This window comes from Pedobacter sp. L105 (genome assembly GCF_009765875.1).
Lineage (GTDB): Bacteria > Bacteroidota > Bacteroidia > Sphingobacteriales > Sphingobacteriaceae > Pedobacter.
Genome location: NZ_LMUP01000009.1, coordinates 427,668 through 452,017, shown reverse-complemented (window position 1 = coordinate 452,017; position 24,350 = coordinate 427,668). Strand labels below are relative to the sequence as shown.

14 protein-coding genes are annotated in these 24,350 nt (G+C 39.2%); 9 read left to right on the top strand and 5 right to left on the bottom strand.

The genetic code is table 11. The features are described 5' to 3' along the window. Positions 1 to 307: 307 nt before the first annotated feature. The 5 genes from GSQ84_RS20290 to GSQ84_RS20270 all read left to right on the top strand — a co-directional run bounded on the left by GSQ84_RS20290 (position 308) and on the right by GSQ84_RS20270 (position 8,398). Complete coding sequence (locus GSQ84_RS20290; RefSeq protein WP_158799168.1) at positions 308 to 1,429, top strand: fatty acid desaturase; 1,122 nt, start codon at positions 308 to 310, stop codon at positions 1,427 to 1,429. Between the two features lie 131 nt (positions 1,430 to 1,560). Then, a complete protein-coding gene (gene lepB / locus GSQ84_RS20285; RefSeq protein ID WP_158799167.1) occupies positions 1,561 to 2,670 on the top strand; it encodes a signal peptidase I in 1,110 nt (369 codons plus the stop codon). A 168-nt stretch (positions 2,671 to 2,838) separates the two neighbouring features. Further along, positions 2,839 to 5,637, top strand: a complete 2,799-nt coding sequence (locus GSQ84_RS20280) for a TonB-dependent receptor domain-containing protein (protein ID WP_158799166.1) — start codon at positions 2,839 to 2,841, stop codon at positions 5,635 to 5,637. Between the two features lie 9 nt (positions 5,638 to 5,646). Next, positions 5,647 to 7,041 carry a hypothetical protein gene (locus tag GSQ84_RS20275; protein ID WP_158799165.1) on the top strand — a complete coding sequence of 465 codons (1,395 nt, stop codon included), beginning with the start codon at positions 5,647 to 5,649 and terminating at the stop codon, positions 7,039 to 7,041. Positions 7,042 to 7,063: 22 nt separating this feature from the next. Beyond that, positions 7,064 to 8,398 (top strand): histidine-type phosphatase, encoded by a 1,335-nt coding sequence (locus GSQ84_RS20270; protein ID WP_158799164.1) that lies wholly within the window; start codon positions 7,064 to 7,066, stop codon positions 8,396 to 8,398. 75 nt (positions 8,399 to 8,473) lie between these two features. Here the strand turns inward: GSQ84_RS20270 and GSQ84_RS20265 are convergent, their stop codons facing one another. The 3 genes from GSQ84_RS20265 to GSQ84_RS20255 form a co-directional block, all read right to left on the bottom strand. Further along, a complete protein-coding gene (locus GSQ84_RS20265) occupies positions 8,474 to 11,008 on the bottom strand; it encodes a family 20 glycosylhydrolase (RefSeq protein ID WP_158799163.1) in 2,535 nt (844 codons plus the stop codon). Between the two features lie 117 nt (positions 11,009 to 11,125). Next, positions 11,126 to 11,719, bottom strand: coding sequence for a 2OG-Fe(II) oxygenase (locus tag GSQ84_RS20260; RefSeq protein ID WP_158799162.1), 594 nt, complete (start codon positions 11,717 to 11,719; stop codon positions 11,126 to 11,128). Between the two features lie 70 nt (positions 11,720 to 11,789). Continuing rightward, entirely contained in the window at positions 11,790 to 12,692 is a 903-nt protein-coding gene (locus tag GSQ84_RS20255) for an Rpn family recombination-promoting nuclease/putative transposase (protein ID WP_158799161.1), read from the bottom strand. A gap of 193 nt (positions 12,693 to 12,885) precedes the next feature. On the opposite strand from GSQ84_RS20255, the gene GSQ84_RS20250 reads away from it, so the two are divergent. The 3 genes from GSQ84_RS20250 (at position 12,886) to GSQ84_RS20240 (ending at position 18,329) form a co-directional block, all read left to right on the top strand. Further along, positions 12,886 to 14,133 (top strand): cystathionine gamma-synthase family protein, encoded by a 1,248-nt coding sequence (locus GSQ84_RS20250; protein WP_158799160.1) that lies wholly within the window; start codon positions 12,886 to 12,888, stop codon positions 14,131 to 14,133. A 617-nt stretch (positions 14,134 to 14,750) separates the two neighbouring features. Next, positions 14,751 to 17,249 (top strand): TonB-dependent receptor, encoded by a 2,499-nt coding sequence (locus GSQ84_RS20245; protein ID WP_158799159.1) that lies wholly within the window; start codon positions 14,751 to 14,753, stop codon positions 17,247 to 17,249. Positions 17,250 to 17,498: 249 nt separating this feature from the next. After that, positions 17,499 to 18,329: a universal stress protein gene (locus GSQ84_RS20240; RefSeq protein WP_158799158.1), complete on the top strand. Its 831-nt coding sequence runs from the start codon at positions 17,499 to 17,501 to the stop codon at positions 18,327 to 18,329. A 130-nt stretch (positions 18,330 to 18,459) separates the two neighbouring features. On the opposite strand, the gene GSQ84_RS20235 is transcribed toward GSQ84_RS20240, so the two are convergent. Further along, positions 18,460 to 18,852, bottom strand: coding sequence for a c-type cytochrome (locus GSQ84_RS20235; RefSeq protein WP_158799157.1), 393 nt, complete (start codon positions 18,850 to 18,852; stop codon positions 18,460 to 18,462). 696 nt (positions 18,853 to 19,548) lie between these two features. Between GSQ84_RS20235 and GSQ84_RS20230 the strand changes: the two genes are divergently transcribed. Beyond that, on the top strand, positions 19,549 to 21,051 hold the full coding sequence (locus tag GSQ84_RS20230; RefSeq protein WP_158799156.1) for a M1 family aminopeptidase: 1,503 nt from the start codon (positions 19,549 to 19,551) through the stop codon (positions 21,049 to 21,051). 91 nt (positions 21,052 to 21,142) lie between these two features. Here the strand turns inward: GSQ84_RS20230 and GSQ84_RS20225 are convergent, their stop codons facing one another. After that, the gene (locus GSQ84_RS20225; protein ID WP_158799155.1) at positions 21,143 to 24,292 is read right to left on the bottom strand and encodes a GH92 family glycosyl hydrolase; all 3,150 of its coding nucleotides are present in this window, start codon (positions 24,290 to 24,292) and stop codon (positions 21,143 to 21,145) included. Between the last annotated feature and the right edge of the window lie 58 nt (positions 24,293 to 24,350).

The following is a 24,350-nucleotide window of genomic DNA, read 5'->3' as shown; positions in this document are numbered from 1 at the left end:
AAATCCGGGAACCCTATATTTGTCGTACGTGTTTATTAAAAATTGAAATTATTTTTCTTATCTTACACCCCTCTTCTAAAACTATAGATGATAAAGCCAAAGAATATCAAATTATTTTCTTCAATAAATATTCCTAAAGTATATATTTATAGGCGGGCAATAAATGCCCATATTTACAGTTATATATGTATAGCAACAAAGCTCTTCCGGTTTTCCAGCATTTTAATGTTTAATCCGCGGAACGTTTTTAACCAAATCTGCCAATAAGGACAATTCTACGTTTCACACACCCATTAAATAGATAAAAATGCCATTCTTAGATCACGTATTACAACCGCCTTCTTATGGCTGGAAAGATGAACAGGGAAAGCTAGTCAGACCTAGTAACAGACAAATCTTTAAAGAGTTTTTTTCAAGGCTAAATATTTTTAAAGACCGTAAAAACTGGCTGCCCTTTTTTAGCTGGCTTAAAGTGTTGTGCCTTGCACCTTTCTTTTTTATATTTGTTTTTAACTACTTAAGCTGGTGGACATTTCTTGCCGCTTTCGTATACAGCATGATCGTTATGGGTACCCATGGTACGATATGGCATCATCGCTATTGCACCCATGGAGCTTATACTTTCCGCAATAAATTCTGGCGTTTTTTTACACAGAACTTAACCGTAAATGTTATTCCTGAAGAAATTTATGTGATATCACACCATGTTCATCATTCTAAATCTGACGAACCAGGTGATCCTTATAATGCACAGGCTGGTTTCCTGTACTGTTTTTTAGCCGATGTAAATCATCAGCCTATTGCTAAAGATTTAAGCGAATCTGACTATGGACGGGTAAAAAAGTTAATGTGTCATACTGGTGTTACCGCAAATACTTACGCACAATATCAAAAATGGGGATCTTACGTTAATCCACTCAATGCTATACTTTCATGGGGGTTAAACTGGGCCTTCTGGTATACCGTATTTTACCTGATAGGCGGAAACGCATTGGCCTGCAGTCTTTTTGGAGCCGCTGCATTCTGGGCAGTTGGTGTACGTACCTTCAATTATGAAGGACATGCCAAAGGTGAAGATAAACAGCGTGAAGGAACAGATTTTAGTATGAATGACAATTCGATCAACCAGCTTTGGCCGGGCTTCGTTGCCGGCGAATGGCATAACAATCACCATTTATACCCTAAAAGTGCAAGAAGCGGGTTTAAACCCCATCAGGTAGATATGGCCTGGTATTATATCAAAATGATGAATGTGCTGGGCGCTGTAACAAGTTATAAAGATTCTAAAAAGGACTTTTATGAGCGTTATCATTTACCATATTTATTGCAGAAAAAAGAAAAAGCAGCTTTTGCCGCTGGTAAGACTCCAGTTGAGGTGATCCTTCCAGTTAAAGTGATCCTTCCTATATCAAAAGCCGGTTTATCTTAAATCAGCATTTTATTTAAGATCGTATGATTGGTTGCACCAATCATACGATCTTTCTTTCCAGAAAACAAATTCAAATGTATTTGTAACAAAAACCAAATGTTGTAGTCAAAGATTTACATAAAATCATTGCTATGAACTGGAAGAGCCTTTTTACCCCAAACACTGAAGGTAACCCACCGAAAAAATCAAAAAAACGTGAATGGTTAAATGCTATAGTGTTTGCTGCAGTTGCCGCCACATTAATTCGCGGGTTAATCTTTTCGGCTTACGCCATTCCTTCAGGTTCAATGGAAGGCACCCTGCTTACCGGCGACTATTTATTTGTCAGCAAGATCAGCTATGGTCCCAGAATGCCTTTTACACCGATAGCTAATCCCTTTTTAGAATCTACGATTACAAAATATCACTTTAAAACATACTGGGATGGCATTAAATTTCCCTACCTGCGCTTACCAGGTTTTACCAATATCAAAAAAGGCGATATCGTTGTATTTAATAAACCGGAAGAGGCAGATCCCGCGTATGATAAACCTGTAGATGTAAGGACCAACCTGATTAAACGCTGCCAGGCCACGCCGGGTGATATATTGACCATTGTTAACTCACAGGTATTTATCAATGGAAAGGCGGCACCCAATGCGGAAAAAGCACAGACTTCGTATGACGTAAAGGGAGATATCACCCAGATTAATCCCCAGGTGTTTCAGGATATGGGTATTGAGATCCGCCAGCAAACGGGGACCGACACCTATGAAATGATCATTCCAAATGCGGCTTTAGCCACTTTTAAAAGCTATTCTGTGATAAAAAGTATAATACCGGCAATAGAACCTGCCGGTCAATATGACGCCGAAATTTTTCCGCATAACAACAGGTTTAAATGGAATGAAGATAATTTCGGTCCGCTGGTTTTACCAAAAAAAGGATGGATAGTTCAATTGAATGACTCTACCCTGGTATTATATCGCAGGGCTATTGAGTTGTACGAAAACAATAAAGTAGCTGTAAACGGGAGCGACATCCTGATCAATGGTAAAAAAGCGAGCAGCTACACTTTTAAAATGAATTATTACTGGATGATGGGCGATAACCGCCATAATTCCCTGGATTCACGTTTCTGGGGTTATGTACCGGAAGACCATGTTATTGGGAAAGCTATGCTCACCTGGATGAGCGTGGATTCTTCAGGACATTTTCTGAATAAGATTAGATGGGACCGTATTTTAAAACCTATCAACTAGACTTTATTTCTTTTAGAATTATATTGGTTCGATCAATGATAAAATAAATCAAAATATCGTTTAATGTATTTCCAATGCGCTTTTTTGCGCTGGAAATCATAATATGTTAATGATTAGTTGACATTGCCGTTACATGACTAAGCTTTCTTTGCGACAAATATCGCATTGATGAAAAAAACACTTACTCTTTTCCTGCTAACCTTTTGTTATTTTGTCAGTTTCGCCGCTGGCACCTCTTCAGTCAAGGGTATAGTAACAGATAAAACTACTGGCGACCCGATGATCGGTGCCATGGTAATCTTAAAAAATAAGGACGGATATTCCAGATCCGTAAGCACCGGTCTGGACGGAAGTTTTAATTTTAAAAATGTGCCTGAAGGCCATTTAGAAATTGAAGTAAAATATGTCTCTTATGCTCAATCTGAAGAGAACTTTGATTTAAAAAGAGGTGAAGAACGCTTTTTTAAAGTTCAGCTGGAAAGTAAGGTCAACAGTTTAACAGATGTAACTATTAATGCGAGAGCAGACAGTGGAAGCGATAAGAGCGCACGACGCCTGGTTCAAAAGTCAGACCAGGTAATTAATGTGGTATCCGCTAAAACCATTGAACTATCTCCTGATATTACCGTAGCCAATGTTACACAGCGTGTATCCGGAGTAACTATAGAAAGAAGCAACAATGGTGAAGGCCAGTATGCGATCATCCGTGGAATGGAAAAGCGATATACCTATACGCTGATTGACGGTTTTAAAATTCCAAGTCCGGATAATAAAAACCGCTACGTTCCTCTAGACATTTTCCCTGCCGACCTGATCAGCAGACTGGAAGTATATAAGTCATTAACGCCGGCAATGGAAGGTGATGCTATCGCAGGTGCCATCAATCTGGTGTTGAAAGATGCACCGGATAAATTTACTGTATGGGCTAATTTGGGTGCAGGCCTTTCTCAAAGTGTTGCCGATCGTGGTTTTACCGAGTTTGGCAACAATTCGTCAACCTATCGTTCGCCACGGATCAATAACGGCGATAACTACAATGCAACTATTGGCGATTTTTCTAATAACCCCCTGCATTTTTCCAATTCAAAATTACCTATCGGAACCATTGCCGGCCTGAGTATTGGCGGCAGAACCACGAATAAAAAATTCGGTGCGCTGGTTTCTTTAAGTTATCAGAATATATATAAAAATACCAATGGAGTTTTCTTTCAGACAGATGTTGATCCTGTTAGTAATGCCCCGCTGGTTACAGATATACAAAGAAGAGTTTATAGTACGCAACAGGAACGTACAAGTGTAATTACCAGATTTGACTATCAATTTAACAAGAATAATAAAATCAGCTTAGATGCTGCTTATATCGATCTGGCACAAAACCAGTACCGTTATACCTCTGATACCAGTTTAACCTTAGCGCGTACAGGAATGGGTCAGGGACGTGTAACAGAAAGCCCAAGAAGTATACGCAACGTACAAAACATCTATAATTTCAATATTCATGGAGATCACCACATCACTGATCAGCTGAGTGTAAACTGGACAGCTATTTATTCCAAAGCTACAGCTAATGAAAACCGCTACGACCTGAGCTTAATTACAGGCAGAACTTTACAGGCTGATGGCTCAGTAGCGCAGCAGCCTGTTACGGTTGACGCACTGAAAGGTCAGGGTCAAACCTTTGCCTACAATTCGGATCAGGATAAAAGCGGTTACCTGAATTTTGTTTATACACCGGAGATTGCCAATACCAAAGTTGAGTTCACTGCCGGCGGAATGTACCGCCATAAAACACGAAGCAGTACCTTTGATGATTATACCTTAGGCCTTCCCCTTAACAATTCTACGCAAACTTTTAACGGAAATGTAGATAATAATACTTTCGCTGTATCTACCCTTCAGGGAACAGCAACAGATCCGCTTAATTATGATTTCACTGAAAATATCGGTGCAGCCTATGCGCAATTTAAATTTACCATTGGCAAATTGCAAACTGTAGGTGGTGTACGTTATGAAAATACAGATCAGAGCTGGACAGATGCACTGCCGGTAACGCAATTGGGAAAAACAGGATCTATAAAATATTATGATTTTCTGCCTAGCGTGAATTTCAAATATATGCTTAGCGACCAGCAGAACCTGCGTGCTTCTTATTATTCGGCCATCAGCAGGCCCAACTTTTATGAATTGATACCACATACCAGCGGAGATCCTGACGCAGATTACCAGGAAGTGGGTAACCCTTATTTGAAACATGCAACTTCTGATAACTATGATTTGCGTTATGAGTTTTTCCCAAAAGCCCTTGATCAATTTTTAGCCGGAGTATTTTATAAAAAGATCAATGATCCTATTGAGTATTCTTTAATTAATAATGGACTGGGTTATGTTTCTGAAGCAGGCAATTTTGGTACCGCCCATAATTATGGTTTTGAACTGGATGCAACTAAATACATCAGTCGCTTTGGGGTCAGGGCAAATTATGCCTTTACCCAATCCAGCATCACCACCACTAAAAGACAGGATTTTAAAGACGCAAATGGAAATAATACCTTCAGAACAGTAGATCAGAGCCGCCCGCTCCAAGGCCAGTCTAAAAACACAGGTAATTTATCCCTTCTATATAAAGATTCCAAAAGTGGTTTTGATGCGCAGGTATCTGCAGTGTATACCGGAGAACGAATCAACAGCGTATCGGCTTACCTGGATAATGATGTATGGCAAAAAGGGTTTGTGACACTGGATTTTTCTGCAGAGAAAAGAATATTTAAAAACTTCTATATCTACGGAAAAGCAACCAATTTATTAAACACACCTTATCAGTTGTTTATCAAATTACCTTATCCGGCATTAGCAGCTCCTGGTGCAAGCGGACAGGCGGTTGAATATCAGCAGGCAGGAAAGGACACTTTTGTACGTAGGGATACCTACCAGCAATATTATATACTTGGTTTGCACTATAAATTATAATCCACAGAGATGAAAAATATATTTGTTAAATTAATTGTTGCATCTGGCTTTACCCTGATGCTCAATGCATGTCATAAAGAAGAAGTAGTTCATATTTCACAACCGTTGGTGTCAACTGCAAATGCCATTACTACCGACACCCTAAAAGGTACAATTAAAGGAACACTACTGACCGGAAAAACTTATTATTTCAGCAGTGACCTCACCGTAAATGATGGTGACACTTTATTATTACAAAGCGGCGTCCATCTGATTGCTATAGGCGATGGGTTAACTCCTGCCACCAGTCCGGAGATATTTATGCACGGTACTTTTATCAGTTTAGGTACAAAGGACAATCCTAACTACATTACTGTTAAAAACGCAGCAGATCTGCACACACAGGCAGCTGCGCAAAAATACGACAATGTTCTTTTGGGCTGGTGGGGAGGCATTACCTGCACCCCAGCTGCTGCAACAAGTACGCATCCAAACCCACAGGGCGGTGATGCAATCATTAAATGGACACATATTGAATTTGGCGGCGGCCCTGCAGGTGCAAGCGACGATCAGTCATTTTACACTTCAGGCTCTCCACGCTACAATATCTATTATGCCAATATCACTAAAAACCTGATCATTGAAGATTCGTGGTTTTTTGGTTCTAAAGATGATAATGTGCGTACCGCGGGGGGAAAAGTAAGTATCATGAGGAATACTTTTGAACTTTGTGGCGGTGTAGGCGGTGAGTTTTTTAACATGAAAAGCGGAACTGTTGGCGACCTGGCTTACAACATGTTTATTGGTGCAGCTACCAACTCGTTAAAGGCTTCTGATGCGGGAACTACAGGTGTTCAGTGCCATGTAAATATGTACAACAATACGATGGTCAATGGTGGTTTCAGACAAACTAAAACCGGGCGCGGCGGATCTATTGATTTTGAGAAAAGTGCCCGTGGAAGTATCTATAATAATCTGATCGTCAACTGCCGTTTCGGTGTACGTATCACCAGTGATGCTGATGTAAAGAATGTTGCTTATAACAACCAGTTATATTATGGTTACTCCCCTGCTCTTGTACAACAGTTCTATTCTTTAGATGGTATCGGAGTAAAACAATCGGGAGATATATTATCCACTACCCCTCAGGATAACAATCCAATGTTTTACGGATATGATGTAAACCTGTTTAATTTTACCACTAACCCTGGTCCTGTAAATGCCAGCATACAACCTTATAATGTAATTGCCATATCCGGCAGTAATTTTAAATTGCTTGCAGCATCTCCTGGAATAGGTAAAGGAAAAACTGACATTACACCCTTAAGTTCTGTTACCACTACAGGCACTTATGGAACAACGATCACCTTACCCGGAAAAGACATAGGGGCCTATCAAAATGACGGTACCGGTAACCAGCACTAATCTCTAAGTATATTCATATCGGATGACCAAAATAGTAAAGTTATTATGTTTAAGCTGCATGATTAGTCATGCAGCTTTTTCACAGGATTGTGCCAGCGTTTATTTAGGAACAAAAACGCTTTATGCTGCTCCTGAACAAAAAAGCACCGCTTTACCTGGCGGTTATACACCTGTATTTATAAACCATATAGGCCGTCATGGGGCGAGGCACCTGACTAAAGAAGTAAAAAAAACCTCTGCCTGGCTGCTGCTGCTTAAAGCCGACAGTGCAGGCGCTCTAACCAAAACAGGACAAGGGTTAAAACAAATGGTTTTAGCCTTGGATAAGGTAGAAACAGATCATATTGAGTCTATATCAGCGGAAGGTAAAGCAGAGTTAAAGGCAATAGGTGAAAGAATGCAACTTGCTAACAGCAATCTGTTTGGTCAGTCTTTAAAAATAAATATTGGAATAACCAATAAAAAAAGGACCAAACAAAGTGCCAGCGCTTTTCTTACCGGATTCAAAGCTAAATCAACTATCAGTAAATATATAGATGATACTGACCTTCGTTTTTATGATCTGGCACCTGCCTACCTGGAATTTGAACAGCAAGGCCCCTGGATACCTTTATTCGATGCGCTTCAAAAAGAGGAACGATTTGAACAGCTCAGTAAAGAACTCGCAGGAAAGATCTTTACCGCCGATTTTACTGCACAGCTTTCAGCAAAACAGCTAAAAAAAATGACCACTGAAATTTATGGCTTTGCTTCGATCGTCTATTCTTTACAGGCTGAAATTGAAGAGGCAGGATTGAAAACCTCAGATTTAAATTTCAGGTCACTGTTTAGCTGTGATGAATTAGAAAGATTAGGTAAAATCGACGACGCCAGCGACTTTTTCAAAAAAGGCCCGGGTATGGACGTAAATGGTATCCAGGTACGTATTGCAGTGCCCCTGCTCATCAATTTTATTACGACTACCGATGAGTTTATAACCACAGGCAAATATGATCTGCAACTGCGTTTTGCACATGCAGAAACAGTATCCCCATTTGCTGCTTTACTGGGAATTAGTTCCGCAGATCAGGCTACGCAGGACTATAAAATGATCAGCAGTAAATGGAAAGCTGCTTCAGTAGCTCCACTAAGTGCAAACATTCAATGGATCCTGTACAAAAAAGCAAATTCCACAGACTATTTGGTGAAAGTATTACTCAACGAAAAAGATGTTCATATCAGCGGGTTGGAAACTAAAACATTTCCTTACTACAACTATAGGGAGCTAAAAAATCTATACCTCACTAAATTAAAAATCTGGGGAGTGAAACTCAATGATGATATGAGTTTATACTTAAAAGAAATATCTTCAAAATAATTCAGCCATTCTCCCTGAACATAAAAAAGTCCCGCTGACCTTTTGACCAGCGGGACTTTTTTATGATTTTATCGACTAATTACGAATGTATTTCACTGTATTGCCTCCACGACCGAGACTATTAAATACCCTAAATGAAAGATTAGCTGTCTCAGGAAGATCTGCTGTATATAGCTTACTGGTTACGGTCGGCTCAGAACCATCTTCGGTATAGCGGATGATCAAACCCGGATACTGGACATTTACTTTCACTCTGCCATCCTGTGTGATAAAACCAACGGTAGGAATACGATAGCCAAAACCACCAGCATAATGGTTTAACCTGGAAAGTTCCCTTTTTCCCAATATGTTAACAAAGTCAGACCAGGACTGCTGGTAAAATTCTTCTGCTTTAACCGTATCCTGTTCAGTGGCCCAGGCAGGATCAGCCGCCCAGCTGCGTTCTGCCAAACCAAATAGTTTTGGCAGCATCAGGTATTCAAATCTTGCCGGAGTAGTGATGATTTCGCTCCATAAAGGGGCCTGTATCCCAACGATATTGGATTTTCCAAATTCTGTTAAACGTTCTTTATCTTTAAAATAATCCATGCTCAGAGGCTGGCCCCGTTCATTTTCTTTCTGGTTCTTGTAATAATCCAGCGGAATAAAACTGAAAGGTTTATCTACATCCACATGACCTCCCCAGTACTGGCCTGGTTCGGCATAACTATCATTGTAAGACAGATCGAGATATAGATTTGTCACATTGGTCAGTACAACTTTGTATCCGGCATTTGCCAGTTTATAAGCCAGATCTTCATTGCCGCCAATATTGTTCCATACTTCTGTATGTAGATTTTCATTTGATAAACGGGTATCCAGTACCATTTTCTTTCTGCCATCTACCGTAGCCTTTTTAAGTCCTGTTTCTTCCCAGGCCGACAAATAAAGGCCACGCTGCTTAAGCATCAGATTTACTTTATTAAAATAATAATACCAAAGGTCGTCAACCCCGTTTATGGATGGGTCTTGCTGAAGTAAGGCCGTTACAGCAGGAGATTTTTCCCAAACACCTGCCGGAACTTCATCTCCCCCAAAATGTATCGTTTGTAAAGGAGCGCCCGCTTCTTTGTACATGGCAATTACTTCATCTGTTACTTTTTGAAGAAACTGATAGACAGAAGGCAGTGCCGGGTTGATCACATTATCGCTCCAGCCCTGTACAGAACGGTATACCGACTGATCATTTAAGTCAACCAGCAAATATTTTTTTGCGTCTTCAGTTTTTCCGCTGGCCATCAGCCTGGAATATCTTGCATTCATAGATTTGATAGCGGCCCTTGCATGTCCCGGACTTTCAAATTCAGGAATAACTTTAACATGCCTTACAGTAGCATATTTCAATATCTCAATATAGTCGGCTTTACTTAGAAAACCACTGCCGGATGTTTTGCCCACTTCAGGACCAGATCCATAAGATGGGTATAAACTATTTTTTTCATCCAGGGTGTGTCCACGCTGTCCGCCAACAGATGTCAATTCAGGCAGTCCTGGTATCTCAATTCTCCATCCTTCGTCATCATTTAAATGAAGGTGTAACACGTTAATTTTGTAAAACGATATCAGATCGATCACTTTTATAATCTCCTTCTTTTGTTGAAAGTTACGGGCCAGGTCCATCATAAACGCACGGTATGCATAACGCGGGTTGTCTTTGATTTCCAGTCCGGGAATTTTTACTGACGCCTGCTTTTTACCCCAGGAGTTTGCGGGAAGCAAAACTTTGAGCGACTGTATGCCATAAAAAATCCCTGCATTTCCTGCAGCACTGATCACAATTTTGCCAGGGCTTACGCTCAATTCATAAGCCTCATCGCCTTTAAGCTCCTTCTTTTGCAGCATAATCAGGTTCCCTGTCTTATTATTGGTGACCAGAGGTTTAATCCCCGTAGCTTTTGCTATCTCTTCCGAAAGGTAAGCTGCTTCTTTAACGAAGTCGTTGCCACCTGTTATTTTCACCTGTGCATTGAGGTTGAAAAATCCTGAGGTCCTGGTATAACTTGCGGGGCTTGGAAATACAGGAATCAGCTGCCCTTCAGGAAGATCATTTACCCCAACATTCTGACGGTATTGTTTTTCAGCCAGCAATTTGTCCCTTTTTTCATCATCAATTAAAGATTTATTTTCCGAATGAATAGCTATTCCCTGCGAAGGGTCATTATCAAATACGATATAAAAACCTTTTGGGAAATCAGTTATATTTTTAAGCTCCCTGGACAACAGTTTAACGGTTAAAGATGAATTTGCGGGTATGCCTTTAAATGATGTTAAAGGATGTAATTTGACAAAATCTCCATTTACCATTTCCACCAGGGTCATGGAAGTATCCGCATCCGCATTGTGAGGGATAGCACCATTGAAATAAATAGACCATCCGGAAGCGGGTAATTTCTTAGTTCCTTTATTGCTAATGGTGAGTAGAGAGAGCATTTCTCCCTTACCCTTATAATTGTTTTCTGAAAGTTCCCAGGAAATACTCAAATGAGGACCATCAGATCCTGCTTTTTTTTGGGTAAAACCAGGATGGATAAAATAAATAAAAAGAAACGCCAGCGCTAAACTCTTCTTCATGAGGTTTAAAAAATTAAGGATAATAGTTGATTAGCTAATACTAAACAATAAATTGCTAATTTCAAAACGTTCATGAATATAAAGGGAGTTTCCTTTTAGTAGCCCTTCACCAGATGATTAATTTATTTTCAGCCAGCCTGTGATACTCATTCGCGGCTTATTGGTGAGCATAACTTCGTGTTCCAGTTCACTGCTTTTGAAAAACACACTTTTGCCGTTTAGGGGTGTTATGCTCTGGATATTATCCGAATGATGGATACATAATTCTCCTCCGTCATTTTCCATCCAGTCGGCATTGAGATACATAATCATTGAATATTGCCTGCTGGGATTATTTCCAAACTGATCTATATGTTTTTTATAAAAACTTCCCTCTTCGTATAAGGCATAGTGAAATTCATATCCCGTAATACCTGTGTAACAGGTTTTGTTTAAATAACTTACAAAACGATCCATCAGGTCAAAAAAATCATTTTCATAAATGTTATGATGACTTCTGTCCAGCCAATAGATCTTATCGCTTCTTACGAGTTTGTTATGTACAACTAAAGTGTCGTTTCCTGTTCCCGCAGACAGCAACAGTTTTTCTTTATATAATGCTTTTAAATTTTCTTTGAGGTGGGCCGCCAGGGCTTCACTTAGAAAATTTTCTGCTATGCCTACTCTATTGTCTATAAAACTATCAATGAGGGTATTAAAGATCTTTTCCAATAAGACTTGATGAAATATTTGACGGATTGTCAATATTTCATCAAGGTAACCTTAATTAATGGTATTATCATTAAAGCTTTTCTATTTCAGCAATAGAAAGTTTAGTATAATCTGCTATTTGCTGAATAGACATATCGCTCTTTTTCATTTCGCCAGCAATTTCCAGGGCTTTTTTAAGCTCTCCTTTTTTAAAGCCCTTTTCCAAACCCTTTTCCAAACCTTGTTTTAGCCCTTCTTCTGTGGCGATTTCTTTTGCATAGTCCATGGCATTTTGATAATCCCATTCTGCTTTTATTCCAAAATCAAACATTTCTTTTTCCTCCTTTGTTAAATTTGCTATTTCAGCTATCTTAAATACCTTTTTAAAAATCCCCTGATTTAATGAAGCAGGTATCTTTTCCAAATGACCCATATGTTTTAAAAGATATAGCCATTTATCCAAGTCCGTTTCTAAATCACATTCATATCTTACAAATTTAGATAATTCTATAAACTTATAAAACAATTTATCGTAAAAGATTTCTCCTGTCCCCTTATAATTTAAGGAGACGTTATGTTGATACTGGTCATGGGCACTATCTTCAAAACAAAATTCGAGTATAGCGATCAAATGAACTTCTTTGAGTTTGATATTCCAATGATCCCTTCCTCGTGGCAGCTGTTCATTAATTAAACGTGAAGTATAAAAAACTGCCCTATCTCTAAAATTAGGCTGTTTTGCCCGTTGCATTTCTATAATGAACTGCTCACCGTTCTTACCTGTACAGAGCAAGTCAAAAAGAACTTTTTTCAATTGCCTTTGATCTGCCCCGTGTTCTGTAGGGCTGTAAACCAAATCAATAATTTCCTTTTCCCCCTTAAATAACTGATTCAAAAAATCAATCAGAATATCTTTGTTTTTTTCTTTTCCAAATATATGTTTAAAGCCAAAATCCGTCATAGGATCGATAAACCTGGTATTGTTATATTCCATAAATTAAAATTATTCTTCTAACTTAATTCATAATATACTTCACTAGTTAGTTTAATCTAAAATTAACTACAAAAATATAACAGGTATATACTATAGCCAGAAAGTTTTTATTATTATTGTATCCTGTCAATAAATGACTTTTGTATTTCAAAGAAAAGATGCAAGTTTGCCTAAATTTTTAGAATTTAGCCGAATGAGTGATCAAAAAGGATTTACAACCACTATATTACACTCCGACCGTCTTTTAAAACCAGAGTTCGGAGCTTTGCATCAGCCTGTACATACCGCAGTAACATGGGGATATGACGACGTAAGAGGGCTGGTAGACGTGTTTCAAAATAAAGCAAAAGGTTATGCCTATTCCAGACAAGGAAATCCAACTGTTACCGCATTAGAAGTTAAGGTAACACAGATGGAACAGGGAATGGCAACAGTGGCATTTTCAACTGGTATGGCAGCGATTACAGCTACACTCTCATCACTAATGAAAGCGGGTGATCATATTATTGCCAGCGCTTTCATGTTTGGCAACACACGTAATGTAATGCAGACCTTTATTGATCTTGGCCTGGAAATTTCATTTGCAGATCCTACCGACGTAAATAATTTCAAAGACCTTTTGCAGGAAAATACCAGATTGGTATTTGTAGAAACGGTAGCCAATCCTGCTACACAAATAGCTGATCTGGATGGAATTGGCAAATTCTGCGAAGAAAACAACTTAGTTTATGTTGTGGATAATACAATGACTTCCCCTTACTTGTTCCGCCCTAAAAAAGTAAAAGCAAGCCTGGTGATCAATTCATTAACAAAATATATTGGCGGTCACGGTAACGCTCTTGGAGGCAGTGTAACTGATACCGGACTATTCAACTGGGTAACTTTCCCTAATATCGCTCCTGTATTACGTGAACAGATCAAACCTGCACTTTTGGGTATTACACAAATCAGGAAAAGAGGGCTTCGCGACGGAGGAGGAACGCTTTCCCCTGAAGCGGCGCATAGTATTTCAGTAGGTTCGGAAACTATAGCTTTAAGATTGGAACGTGCCTGCAATAATGCAACAGCACTATCAGAATTCCTGAACGCCCACCCTCTGGTAAGTAAAGTATATTATCCGGGATTAATCGATCATCCGCAACATGACCGTGCTTCCGAACTGTTTCGCAACTATGGCGGATTAATGAGTTTTGCACTGAATGACAGAGTTGACACTTTCGCCTTTTTGAACGAACTGAAACTGGTTATTAAATCCAGTAATCTTGGTGATACCAGAACACTGGCTATTCCTGTGGCCCATACCATATTTTTTGAACTTGGAGCAGCCCGACGTGCTGAAATGGGGATTCCTGATTCAATGATCCGCCTATCTGTAGGAATTGAAGATATTGAGGATCTGATAGCAGACTTTCAGCATGCGCTTGAAGTTTCTATGCCTTAACACATATATAACAGGTTGTTATTATTCATAACAACCTGTTAAAACTACCTCCCTTAAGCCCTTTCCGGACACTTTCTCTCTGTAAAAATAATATTACAAACATTAGTGCAACACTATTGCATTTTTAATGCATCTTTGCTGCATCAACGAATCAGACGATTTAAACAAATGATAAGGGTAAATTATTACATGAGGAATTCTATTGCCCGTTCCCGTACGTCGTGGTTTATACTGTTTTGTTTTTTACTGGGCCAATATATTGTTCTTTCGCATCATCATCCTTCCGCTTCGAAAGTAGCAGTCTATACGATTTCAAAGCATACCTCATCCAGTCAGATTGTTAGCCAAAAGTGCAGTTTATGTGATATGAAGCACCATATACATATGGCGATTCTGGAAGATACCCTACCAATCCTTCTTCCTATTATTTGCACTATACATTTCATTCGTCATTACGATTATAAAGGAATAGCCCTGATACTTTCAGCGGGCCGGTCTCCCCCGTTTTTTAAACTATAACTTTTTTTTACACTATTTACCACTAATTGCAACCCTCGGGCTGCTTATACTGGTCTATATTGCTGTGTTATTTTTTAAAAATTCCTCATAAATTATCAATGAAATCAAAATTATTTATACTCTATATTTTATCATTTTTTTTGCTGGCAGCTCATGCTTCAGCCAAATCTCCCATAGCAGAAGAAGTAATCGCCGGTACGTTAAGCGGAACAATTACGGACAAAGCTGACGGACGCCCTATCCCTGGAGTAACGGTATCCATTCCTGATTTAAGAAATGGCGCCCTGACCAATAATCAGGGTAAATATATTTTAAAACACGTACCAAAAGGTATTTACCTGATACAGATAAGTTATGTAGGTTATGCTACGATCACTGAAAAGGTTGATCTTTCCAAGACCAGTGTATTAGATCTTCAGCTACAATCTTCAGCAATTGAAGCTGGTGAGGTTATCATTACGGGTGTAACTAAAGCTACCGAATTAAAAAGAAGCCCTATTCCAATTGTTGCAGTTGATAAAAAGTTTATTGAAGAACGTGCAGGCGCAGGAAACATCATCGATGCCATTGCCAATGTACCGGGAGTAAGCGCCGTTACAACCGGCCCTAACGTTTCTAAACCATTTATTCATGGATTAGGATATAACAGGGTAGTAACTATGGTGGATGGAATTCGTCAGGAGGGCCAGCAATGGGGAGATGAGCACGGTATTGAAGTTGACCAAAATGGAGTTGACCGCATAGAAGTGATTAAAGGGCCCGCAAGTTTGGCTTATGGTTCTGATGCCATTGGTGGTGTAGTTAACCTGATATCTCCATCTCCTGTTCCGGAAGGAAAAATATTGGGATCAGTACAGGGAGTTTATGGTACTAACCAGGGCCTCATGAACGGTTCATTCAGGCTTCAGGGCAATCAGAATGGCCTGGTTTGGGGAACGGTATTGTCTTCTAAAGAAGCAAAAGATTACCAGAATGACCATGATGGCCGTGTTTATGGAACAGGTTATAAAGAAACTGATGCCAAGGCAATGATCGGGCTAAACAAAGCATGGGGATATTCTTATTTAAATGCCTCTTTATTTGATGACAAACAGGAGATTCCTGATGGAAGCCGCGATTCTGTAAGCCGTAAATTTACCAGCCAGGTTACAGATGACGACCTAAGCCGTCCAATTGTTCCTTCATCAGTATTAAATTCTTACAAAATTACACCTCTGTATCAGCGCGTACAGTTATACCGTATCTATAGCAACAGTAATTTTATCGTAGGTAACGGCAACCTGATCGTTAACCTGGGTTATCAATACAGTCACAGGAGAGAATTTACACACCCTACCGATGAAAGTGAACCAGGCCTGAACCTGAATTTAAAGACCTGGACTTATGATACCAAGTACAATTTCACCCTTGGTGATAACTACGAAACCTCACTTGGTGTAAATGGTATGTACCAGTCGAACACGCTGGGTGAAGGTACAGATTTTCCCATACCAGCTTATCACCAGTTTGATATAGGCCCATTCTTTGTCATTAAAAAAACTTACGGAAAGGTCGACATATCTGCAGGTGCGAGATATGACGTTCGTACCTTTACAGGACAGGCTGCTTACATCGATACGGCTGTAGCAAACTATCCTAAACTCTATACCGGTAGCAACCCTACTACTGCCGCAAATGTAGTTTCGCAGTTTGATCCGCTGAAAAAAACCTTCTCAGGTTTCTCCGGTAGTGCCGGTGCTACTTATAATATATCTGATGCATTCCTGATTAAAGGAAATATCGCAAGAGGTTTTAGGGCACCAAGTATCGCAGAATTGTCTGCTAATGGCGCTGATCCAGGGTCTCAGATTTATCATACAGGAAATGCAGATTTTAAGCCTGAATTTAGTTTACAGGAAGATATAGGTGCGTTCCTTACACTGCCTGGCGTTTCTGCGAGCGTAGAAGTATTTAATAACGATCTAAGCAATTACATTTTCCAGGAGCAGGTTCTAAATGCTAATGGAACACCGCTGCTTACCCAGGGATATAACACTTTTACCTATGTACAAAGTAAAGCACGTATTTACGGCGGCGAGGTTAGTTTAGATGTACATCCATTAAAGTGGCTGCACTTTCAAAACTCTGTTAGTTTAACTTACGGTATTAATAAGGGAACAGGTGGTTCAGTTCCCGACAGCTTGAAATACCTGCCCTTTATTCCACCATTGCATACGCATTCAGAATTGAGAGGTAACTTTACCAGAGGGTTTGGCAGATTGAAAAATCTTTACGCATTTATTGGTTTTGATCACTATGATGCACAAGACCGCTATTTTTCTGCTTATGGTACAGAAACTTATACTGCCGGATACAACCTGGTCAGCGCCGGCTTGGGAGGAAATTTAACTGACAAAAACGGTACAACCCGGTTAAGTTTATTCATAGAGGGCACTAACTTAACAAATGTAAATTACCAGTCGAACATGAGCAGGTTAAAGTATTTTGACAATGCCAATGTACAATCTGGTGTACAGCCAGGTATTTTTAATATGGGAAGGAATATCACATTTAAAGTGATTGTTCCTTTTGACCTCTCTCCAAAAAGTAAAATTTAAATAGGGATCTCAAATAAAAGATGCGGCTTACGGCCGCATTTTTTATTTGAGATCAATTAAAAATCCTCTTCTTTTTTAAAGATTACATAGAGGTGTTCAGAGGAAGTTTTTCCTGTCAGGTTTTTAGTTTTTCTTTATGTAGCTTTACTTATAACCTAATAAAGCAGCTATGAACCTGCGTAAGATTAGTCTCATAAACAGCCAGAAATCTTTAGCAAGCTCTATAACCGTTAAAATAAACATATGCTTATGAAAACTATTTTGATACCCGTAGACTTCTCTGAAACATCTAAAAACGCCATTGAATACGCTGCAAATTTGACTTTAGATATAGAGGTAGACCGGATTATACTTCTGAAAAGCTTTAACACTAACTTTTATGCAGAGTTATTGCCTTCGCCTGATTATATACAAAAAACCACAGAAGAGCTCAATGAAGAAAGACGAGTTGTTATAGAGCAATTGAAATCTCTTGGGAAAGAACTTCAGGACCATTCTAAGTCAGCCATTAAGGTAGAAACAGCTATTAGCGAACAGTCACTTCTCCGGTCTTTACGACAAATTATCAAGGATGAGAAACCAGACCTTCTTATTGTTGGCAGTGACAATCTATTAACGCAAAGTTATATTGGCGCGCAGCTGATAGCTATTGTAAGAACAACCACTATCCCCACACTGATCGTTCCATCAACTTTTAAGTACGAACAGATTAAAAAGGCGCTGATTCCCTGCGATTTTAAAGTTCTTTCGCGCCTTGATAGTTTAAAAAATATGGCCGATCCACTGAAATGGATAAAACCTGAACTCAATATACTAAATGTTGATCCGGATCTGGATCACCTGGCCCATGAAGAAGATGTGGATATACTAAAAGAATTTATGGAAGGTTACCATTATAAAATTCACTACTCTGAAGATCCAAATATCGTACATGGAATACTTGAATTTACCAAAAAAAATGAAGTGCAGCTCATGATAGCGCTTCCAGGAAAATACAGTTTCTTTTACAATTTCACTCACAGCAGCATTACAGAGGCAATTACATTGAATTCACTACTACCGGTATTGATATTAAAATAAAAAGCTGCAATGAAGCACACCAGTTAAAAACAAGATATTAATATCTTATTAATTGATAAGATGTCAAAAAAAAAGCAGACTGTCTTTGGTCTTTGGACAGCCTGCTTTTTTTATAATAACCAATTATTTTCTAATTATCCGGGTGTGCTTTACCATTGTGACATGTAACACAATTTACAGCAAGGACTGCTTTGGCATCATAGGGTACATTGACATGAAAATATTTTTTATTAATACGGCTGGTCATCTTCATCATATTTCTAGCCATTTCTTTTTCCGGTTTTTCATCACTATCGAAATCTAAACGTGTAGGATCGTCTTTTTTCGCAGCATGGCAAAAGTTACATTTTACACCAAGTGCTACATTAAAACCCTCCATAACCTTATGCAGGTCTTCATGACTGATATTCTTTGGAAGAATTTTCAGATTACCACCTTTTTTTTCTGGCGGAGGCATAAATGCACTCATCATAATCACTGTGAGAACTAAAACCGACAGAATAACACTTGTTCTTAACCGCATAATAATTTATTTGAATACCCTAATATAGAACTTGTAACACCTAATTACCAAGAATTGTCTCATTAATGTCACACGATTGAGCTAATTTATAATTGTTCTATTTTATTAACCTGATTTCAACATGGTATAAAGGTCCGTTCGGGATTAAATCAATTGAATTACAATTTATTATCATATAAATCGAATGTAAAATAGAAATCGGCTTTGCCATCGTTAACTATTATAGTGATAGATGAATTGTTTGTAAAGAAAAGCAGGATTAGCTTATTACAGATGCTTTAGCACTAGATGTACCAATATATTTTAGTTGTAGTCAAAGTTAAAATTAGCAGGGTATCCACACCAGGTTCACATAGGGTTGACATACCCCCTACCTATGTCAACCCTATGTGAAACCCCTGTTAAACCTATGTGAAAGGTATGTCGGCCTGCAACTTAACACGATCTGTCTTATACTGAGATTAGTAGAAGACACCTAGTGTATAAAATCCTAAAGTAACTATACAGGCTTCATGAGTTTACTTAAGTATTTCCTGTCAGTTACAGCACATCCAATAATTATATCATCAAATTCTAATTCAAAAGGGCATAATTATAAATTTAAAATAAATAGTATTTACACTCCTATAAGTTGTAAATTTACGTAAGCATAAAGTATAAACACACTAACTATTAAGTACTTAAACAAAAAAAATAATGAACAAAGCCTTTTTAGCTTTAGGTGTATTGATTTGTATGCCTTTTGCAAGTATATGCACAAAAAAGACCAATTATCCGGCTAAAGATAAACTGGAATACCATCTCAGCTGGGATGGGCAATCATCCACTTTAAAGGTAAGCCTGGATTACATCCCTGCAAATAAAGATAGCACCGTATTTATTTATGGTTCGCCAGAATTTGGCGGGCAAACTGACATTTTTAAAATAGTGCAAAACATCAATTGCAATTCTTCGGACAGCTTAAAAATCAATTCGCAGGAACATCAAATAACAATCTATCACTCGGATGTAGAACCTAAAAGGATTAACTATGAAATTAACGGGCAACTGGTTAACAATCCTAAACGGGCGATATACGATGAGTTGTTCCGACCGGTAATTACTGAGAAAACAATGTATATGGTAGGCTGCTTTTTTATGATGAACCCCACTGAACAAAAAGTTTCATCATTCAGCATCCAGTGGGATTCTTTTCCTGAACATTTTCCATACTTTATTTCTACCGAACCGGAGAGCAGCCCATTGAAAAAACAAATCATAACTATGAGCAAAAAAGAAGAAGTACTTTTTGTAATGGGGCCCGATCTTTTAATTAATAAATATAGCGTACATGGTATTCCCTATTATTCTATTACGTCGAAAAGAGATACTATGAATAATTTATCATCAGAGCTGATGCCATTCTTTAAATCTTATTTCCCGGATATCAGGGATTTCTGGCAGGACGACCATGCTCCTTACTATTATATATGTACGCTGCCTTTGTTTTCAACCAATCAATCCATGGCCGGCGGATTTGGATGCGGGCCAGGGTTTATGATGAAATATACCGGGAAATTTGATGACTGGAATAAAAAAATAATTGCCCACGAAACTGCCCATAACTGGATAGGACAAACTATGGTATTGGGAAAGAACAGCTTTGAACACCAATGGTTTGGTGAGGGATTTAATGATTACGTAATGCTCTTGAACTTAATTAAATCGGATATGATTGATCAAACAGGCTTTCTGCATTATCTTAACACAGATATGTTTCTTAAACACTATACGAGCCCTGCAAGAGAGGCAAAGAACGACTCTATAGCACCAAATTACTGGAGAAATGACGACTATGAAAAACTGCCTTATAGAAGAGGTTTTATCTTTGCATTTTATCTGGATAACAAGATTCGTATGGCTTCCGAAGGACATCAATCCATTAGGGATGTACTTTTAGCCTTATTAGAAAAAAACAGGGAGATCAGATCGGCAGATCCCTGCGCAAATTTAAGCCTCAATGATTTTATTACCATAACAGCTTATTATTTACCTCATGAACAACTGCAACAAGAAATAGAAAACTATCTAATTCAGGGTAACCTTATAGATTTTAGAAATGTAAAATTGATCAGGGAATTTAAGGTCAATTATCGGAATGATGTGCCTGTGCTGGAAATCAGTGACAATATAAATCTAAAAAAGAGCTTTAGCTGGTAATTCAATAGTTAGTTACCCCGGCATGCCCTGCTGTTATGTTCAAGAATTGGAATATAACAACAGGGCGATCATTTAGTGATTCTTTCTGATACTATTGCGCTTTTGGAGGATGAGCAATTCCCCATTTTTCATTTGGCTCAGCCCCCATTTCCAGCTCCAGTTTTCCTCCTTTAAGTAATTCCTGAGCAGGAAACCAGAACGATTCCAATGGTTTTCCATTTAATAAGGCATGCTGTATATACTTATTCTCCCTTGAAACATAATGTGCCTCTATGACGAAGGTGTCTCCCCTTCCATATTGCCTGTTAAGATGGATGATGACCTTAGGAAATATTGGACTGCCTATTTCATAAATAGGATTTGCACTGGCCCCGCCATCAGTTTGAAAAAGTCCAAGTGCATTCATGATAAACCAGGAGCTCATCTGCCCCTGATCTTCATCGCCCAGGTAAGCATTGGAGACATCATAACCATAAAAACGATCCACAATAGCCCTGCTCCACTTTTGTGTTAGCCAGGGCCTTTTAACCCAGTTGAACAGAAAAGCAAAATGCATTGACTGTTCATTTCCCTGAATGACCGGATAATCCCAATACTGATCTCCAGGAGCATTAAAACGTAGTTTGAAGCTTTCTCCAAATCCCCAGGTAAGCCGATCTATAAACCGATCCGGTCCTATAGCCGCCGCAAGTCCTGGTATATCCTGCGGCACATAATAAGTAAGCTGCCAGGCATTTCCCTCTACATAATGCTCGTTGGCGCCAGACTTAAAAGGATCAAAGTCAGGAAACCAACTGCCATCAGATTTCTTTAACCGTGCATAACCCGTTTCTTTATCTATGATATTTTTCCAATAACCAGACCTTTCTTTGTAGTGCAGATAGGCATCATTTTTACCCAGTGATTTGGCAAATTGGGATACCGTCCAGTCGTCATAGGCATATTCCAGTGTATTCGAAAACCGCCCCTTGTCATACGGAACATATTTATATTTCAGATAAGCTTCCAGATCTTCATTTCCCGCAAAACCTGCTTCTCCAACTTTCTGTGCCGGAGTAGTCTGCATTTTATCCACAGCAGTAAATGCTTTCTCTGCGTCAAAATCACGGATTCCCATTTGGTATGCACCTGCAATTAAGGGGATTTCATGCTCTGCAACCATCACCGGAATATAATTCATTCCTGCCGGTCCTTTTGCCAGCCACCCATTGGCATCATACATTGCCAATTCTGATTTCACCCATTTAGACGACCATTCTGGAGTTGCCAGATTCCAGAACTGGTTGAGGTTCCAAAAGGTATTCCAGAAAGCATCACCACCCATAGCAAGAGAATTTGGATCTGTAAGCTGCTGAATTCTTTTTGAGGCATCTACCCATCGTCCATCTACATCACTCCAGATATTGCGGCTGGCCAGTGCCCTGAACATATTACTGTAAAACCTCATCTTTTCCCGGCGGTCGTTACTGGTGATCTCCAGTCGCCCAAGCAATTTCTGCCATGTTTCTTTCTGGCCATTGCGGACCCCATTGAAACTCCAGTTATAAGGTTTTGTAACTTCTTCAGCTAAATTCAGGCCTGCATTCTCTATGCTTACCAGTGATATTCCGGTTCTCGCCTGTATGACCTGGTTTTCCCTCGTATCAAACTCAACATAAGCCCCCGCATTTCCGGGATCTTTTACCTGAAGAATATCCTTACTACCCACTTTTTGATTAATCCAGGTACCAAATTTTTTAATCGGGCGATCAAATTCAATCACGAAATGGACAGTATAATTCTGATCTACTCCTCCCGACCAGGCGTTGCGGGTATACTGCCTGCTGGATCCTTCGATACGATAATCGCTTACCTTTTTAAGCGTTACTTCCTTCAGGTCATAATCATATTCTGCAGGAATTTTTAGATCGATCATCACCCGGGCATTTTCCGTCTTAGGATAGGTGTAACGCTGAAAACTGCATCGTGTGGTGGCCGTAAGTTCTGCTTTAATATGGTAATCGGTGAGCATTACTTTGTAATACCCTAAAGGGCTTTCCTCACTTGACTTATCAATTTGTGAGCGGTAGCCACCACCTTTTTTACGCTCGTCGCCAATTTTGGTTTGCAAAGGTCCGGTGGTAGGCATCATACCTAACCCTGCCATAGTCCATTCATGAATATGGCTAAAAGTACCGATACTTTCAAAAGTAGGATCATAACCTCCCATCCATCCGGAATTTTGGTTATCAGGACTCAATTTTACCAGGCCGAAAGGCATCCATGGCCCCGGGGCAATCATCCATCGGGAATGTGCAGCGCCCAGCTTTGTATCTACATAGTCGACAGCTGACGCAACTTTATGAGGTGCACGCTCCACCTGTCCGCTTTCAAGAAGTATTCCATTGCAGAAAACTTCATATTTGCTTTTCTTTCGCTGGGTAACAGCGGGCATAGGCACTTCATAATCGTAACGTGCTGAATCAGGATTGCTTGTAAAAACAATATTTCCATCCAGTTTGACAGTTAACTTTGGTTTTCCTGTTAAATGCTGTATAGCTACCAGCAGGGGCTGAAAACGTTTTCCATCCTGTTGTATTTCGTAATCTGCAACTTTAACACTTCTCAAAAAGATATTTTTAGGGACAATTAGATTTAAACCTTCCGGCCCGGTCAGTTTCACCTGGTCAAATACCAGCCAGGCCCCATCAAGTGAAGTCAGCTGAATTTCATTGCCTCCCTGATGTAATAAATTATGAGGAACAGGGATATTGATCTGATAGGTTTTTGTATCCTTTAAATCGCTTTCAATTGCACGGCTAACCCTTCCCTGGGGTAGCTGAAATATAAATGATTTTCCATTGATCAACACCTTTAGCAATGGCGGCAAATTGCCGTGATAACCTAAAATATCAACAATAAAATTGCAATCCCCTTTTTCCGGAAGCCGTGTTATACCGAAAAGAATGTTTAGCACCTGTGACCTGATTCCTGAAGTTGGCCCTGTACCGCCCCATACATCTTTGGGACCTGGCAATACGTAAGGCCAGTCCTTTTCAGCAGTGGAAAATCCAACCAGGTAATAACGGTCTTCCCATCCAAAATCATGATCTAAAAAATGCAGATACCCTGATGGTGCCAACGCCATGCCAGCACTACTATGATCTGCCTTGCCAATTTCCCAAATAACTTTTTGTTGCCCAAAAACCGAAGCTGCAGTAAGGCACAAAGCAATCACCAGAATTCCTAAATTCTTATTCATATGTACAAACATAATAATTATTATTAAAAACATCATTATTGATATAAATATCTTTCAA